3 protein-coding genes are annotated in these 2,535 nt (G+C 75.4%); all 3 read left to right on the top strand.

Annotated elements, in window-relative coordinates; all coding sequences use genetic code 11:
• Positions 1 to 11 precede the first annotated feature (11 nt).
• On the top strand, positions 12 to 1,073 hold the full coding sequence (locus NH339_RS17855) for an iron ABC transporter permease (RefSeq protein ID WP_308207102.1): 1,062 nt from the start codon (positions 12 to 14) through the stop codon (positions 1,071 to 1,073).
• Positions 1,070 to 1,855 (top strand): heme ABC transporter ATP-binding protein, encoded by a 786-nt coding sequence (locus tag NH339_RS17860; RefSeq protein ID WP_253027342.1) that lies wholly within the window; start codon positions 1,070 to 1,072, stop codon positions 1,853 to 1,855. Before NH339_RS17855 ends, NH339_RS17860 begins: the two co-directional genes overlap by 4 nt.
• Positions 1,849 to 2,535, top strand: a 687-nt coding sequence (locus tag NH339_RS17865; protein ID WP_253027343.1) for a hypothetical protein, incomplete at its 3' end; no start/stop codon positions are given. The genes NH339_RS17860 and NH339_RS17865, both read left to right, overlap by 7 nt.

Here is a 2,535-nt window from a genome sequence, read left to right on the forward strand (position 1 = left end):
CGGCCGACGAGGTGCCCGCGCCGTCGCTGCCCCCGGTGCGCCGCGGCCGGGCCGGGCTGCTGCTCGGCGCGCTCGGCGTGGGTGTCGTCGTGTCGACGCTGGTCTCGGCCGGGCAGGGACAGCTCGACGTCCCGGCCGACCAGGTGCTCGGGTCGGTGCTGCACCGCGTGGGCCTCGACGTCCTGCCCCTGCCGACGCACCCCCAGGGCGACAACACCCTCTGGCAGGTCCGCTTCCCGCGGGTCGCGCTGGCGCTGCTCGTGGGCGCGGCGCTGGCGACCGCCGGGGCGCTGATGCAGGGCGTGTTCGGCAACCCGCTCGCGGAGCCCGGCGTGGTCGGCGTGTCCGTGGGCGCCGCCCTCGCCGCCGCGTTCGTCATCGTCTTCCAGGTGACCCTGCTCGGCGCGTGGACCGTGCCGGCGTTCGCCTTCGTGGGCGGCCTGGTCACCACCCTCACGGTCTACGCCCTGTCGCGGGCCGACGGACGCACCGAGGTGGTCACCCTCGTGCTCACGGGCATCGCCGTGAACGCGGTGTGCAGCGCGGGCCTGGCGCTCATGCTGTTCCTCGGCGACACGTCGGCGCGCGAGGAGATCGTGTTCTGGCAGCTCGGCAGCCTCAACGGCACCCGCTGGGCGCACGTCGCCGTGGTGGCTCCGTGCGTCGGGATCGGCCTGGTGGGTGCGCTGGCGCTCTCGCGGCGCCTCGACGTGCTGGCCCTCGGCGACCGCGCCGCCCGCCACGTCGGCGTCGACGTCGAGCGCGTGCGCGTGGCGGCGATCGTGCTGGTCGCGCTGCTCACGGCGGCCGCCGTCTCCTTCGCCGGCATCATCGCCTTCGTCGGCCTGGTCGTGCCCCACCTGGTCCGGATGGTCGTCGGTCCCGGCCACCGGGTGCTCGTGCCTGCCAGCGCGCTCGGCGGGGCGCTCCTGCTGCTCTGGGCCGACCTCTTCGCCCGTACCGCCGTCGCCTACGCCGACCTGCCGATCGGCATGCTGACCTCGCTGGTCGGCGGACCGTTCTTCTTCTGGCTGCTGCGTCGCACGCGTCGGACCGCGGGAGGCTGGGCGTGAACGCCCCCCTGGTCGCGTCCGGCATCGGCGTGGAGCTGGGTGGCACGCCGGTCCTGCACGACGTCGACCTCGAGGTGCGCCTGGGCGAGCTGCTCGTGCTCGTCGGGCCGAACGGTGCCGGCAAGTCCACGCTCCTCGGCGTCCTCTCCGGCGACCAGGTCCCCCAGCGGGGCTCGGTGACGCTCGACGGCCGCCGCGTCGCGAGCCTGCGCGCCGGCGAGCTCGCCCGCCGACGCGCCGTGCTGCCGCAGGAGAACCGGCTCGCGTTCGGGTTCCGCGTCGTCGACGTCGTCCGCATGGGCCGGGCGGCGTGGGCCGGACGTCCCGAGGAGGACCGCGACGACGTCGTCGTCGCCGCGGCGCTGCGCCGCAGCGACGTCGCGCACCTCGCCGAGCGCGTCTACCCGACGCTGTCGGGCGGTGAGCGCGCTCGCACCTCGCTGGCACGCGTGCTCGCGCAGGAGACCGCCCTCGTGCTGCTCGACGAGCCCACCGCCGCGCTCGACGTCCGTCACGTCGAGCTCGTCATGGCCCAGGCCCGCGAGCTGGCCGCCGCCGGTCACGCGGTCGTGGCCGTGCTGCACGACCTGACCCTCGCCGCCGCGCACGCCGACCGGGTCTGCGTCCTCGCCGACGGTCGCGTCCGCGCCGTCGGGGCACCGCGTGCCGTCCTCACCGCCGAGCTGCTCTCCACCGTGTACGAGCACCCGCTCGAGGTCGTCGACCTCGACGGTCGGCTGCTCGTCCTGCCCCACCGACACCCCCAGGAGGCCCCGTGCTGACCGGACCGTCCCCCGCCCCTGCCGCACTCCCCCGACGCACGACCGCGGCCCTCGTCGCGCTCTCGCTCGCGCTCGCCGGGCTCGTCGCCGTGGTCACGGCATCGCCTGCCGCGGCCGAGTCCCGGGTCGGCGTGGCCAACGCCCAGGGGTCGGCCGTGGTCGACCCGACGTACGCCACGACCCTCACCCTGCGCGGCCAGGGCTTCCAGTCGATCAAGAACGGCCACGGCGGCATCTACGTCTTCTTCGGCACGGTCTCCGGGACCTGGCGTCCGTCGCAGGGCGGCCAGACCGGGCGCAACCTGCTGTACGTCCCCGACAGCGAGACGAAGGACAACCAGGGCTTCCAGAAGTTCGTGGCCTTCCCCGGCAGCGACACCGCGTCCGCCGCGAACGGCGGCACGCTGGCCGCCGACGGCTCGTGGTCGACGCGGATCGTCGTCCCGGGCGCAGTGTTCAAGGCTCGCGACCGCAGCAACAGGGTCACGACGGTCGACTGCCGCCGGACCCGGTGCGGCATCATCACGATCGGCGCGCACGGCGTGAAGAACGCCCGCAACGAGACCTTCACCCCCGTGTCGGTGGCCGACCTGACCGCCGCGGCCCGCGGAGGGGCCGCCACGTCGTCGCCCTCGTCGTCGGACGGCGACGGCGCCGCAGCGGTCGGTGGCGACGCCCCG

It is taken from the genome of Aeromicrobium sp. CnD17-E, from assembly GCF_024124745.1.
In the GTDB taxonomy this organism is placed as follows: domain Bacteria; phylum Actinomycetota; class Actinomycetes; order Propionibacteriales; family Nocardioidaceae; genus Aeromicrobium.